The following is a 1,351-nucleotide window of genomic DNA, read 5'->3' as shown; positions in this document are numbered from 1 at the left end:
TGCTGGCCCTGCCGGCGTGTGCGGGGGCCGTGGCGGTGCTGGCGGCGGCGGGGCTGCGGCGGCCGCCCGGGCGGATGCGGGCGGGCTGCCTGGGCGCGGCCACCGCCGTCTGTTACGCGCTGACCGCCGCCCTGATGAAGTCGGCCGTGCACATCCTGCGCGGGGGCGGGATCGGGGCGTTCCTCACGGCCTGGGAGACGTACGCCTTCGGTGCGGCCGGCATCTGCGCCGTCCTGCTCCTCGAGCACGCCATGCAGGGCGGGCCGCTGGTCGCTTCACAGCCCGCCCTGACGCTGGGCGACGCCGGAGTCAGCGTCGCCCTGGGGGTCCTGCTGTACGAGGAGCACCTGCGCACGCACTGGTGGCTGCTGCCCCAGCTGCTCGGCCTGGCCCTGATCTGCGCCGGGGTCCTGGCCCTGGCCAGGTCGGACGCGGGTGCGGAAGCGGGGGCGACGTGACCGGGGGCGGCGCGGGGCTCGCGGCGGGCGGGCCGTCACGGGGCGAGGACGATGACCGCCGCCGCCTTCCCCTTCCGTACGAGGGTGTTCCACCTCCCGTCCGCCGTCGGGGCCTGTGGGCGCGGGGGTACCTCGGTGTTTCCGGAGCCGGGCGTTCTGGAGGCCGCGAACGTGCCGGGGGCCACGCGTACGGCACCGGCTTCCATGGCGGCGGCGAGGAGGGAGACGCGGAAGGGCTGACTCGTCTGGATCATGGGGAGCTCCTGGGAATGCCAGGCGTGGTGCGCGATCCGCCTGGGTTCGGTTCGACGCTCGGGAGGGAGAGAGGGGAGGAGTGGAGGAGGAGGGGGCGCCTGGTGGGCGTCTTCTGGGCTTCCATTGGGCCGCTCGCGGGGGTGTGCCGTCACGTCCCTGGAGTTCGGGGCTTGACGGCCGTCCGGGTGACGTGCAGGGCGTCGCGGGGTGTGCCAGGCTGGGCGCAGGTGTCGGACTCCCGGCTTCCGGCGAAGGCGGCCGCGGCGAACGGAGTGCGCTGTGGGACATCCGGTCCGGTGTGGCGCGTTGCGGCGGCGGGTGGGGGCCGGGTGCGCCGCGCTGTTGCTGGCCGTGTCCGGGTCGGGTGCGGTGGCCCGCGCGGCTGCGGATCCCCCGCCGCCGTCGCCCTCGTCGTCGGGTCCGGGGGAAGCGGGGCGGCTGCCCCGTCCGATCGTAGAGATCATGCGCAAGCCGGAGTACCGGCACGCCCAGTGGGGGCTGCTGCAGACCGGGCCCGGGGGCGGGCCGGTGGTGCGCGGCGTGTTCCCGGGGCAGTTCTTCATCCCGGGGTCCACCGCGAAGCTGTTCTCCGTATCCGGCACCTGGCGGACGCTGGGGACGGGCCACCGGTTCGTGAC

At 75.4% G+C, this 1,351-nt stretch carries 1 protein-coding gene and 1 pseudogene; one reads left to right on the top strand and one right to left on the bottom strand.

Going from position 1 to position 1,351, the window contains the following annotated elements; translation table 11 throughout:
- A pseudogene (locus tag VR44_RS34145) lies at nucleotides 1–458 on the top strand (DMT family transporter); the annotation flags it as partial.
- A gap of 35 nt (nucleotides 459–493) precedes the next feature.
- Here the strand turns inward: VR44_RS34145 and VR44_RS34140 are convergent.
- Nucleotides 494–712, bottom strand: a complete 219-nt coding sequence (locus VR44_RS34140; RefSeq protein ID WP_045951525.1) for a hypothetical protein — start codon at nucleotides 710–712, stop codon at nucleotides 494–496.
- Between the last annotated feature and the right edge of the window lie 639 nt (nucleotides 713–1,351).

This window comes from Streptomyces katrae (assembly GCF_000966975.1).
GTDB classification, from domain to species: Bacteria; Actinomycetota; Actinomycetes; order Streptomycetales; family Streptomycetaceae; genus Streptomyces; species Streptomyces katrae.
The sequence above is the reverse complement of the archived record's forward strand: the minus strand, read 5'-3'. Positions and strand labels throughout refer to the sequence as shown.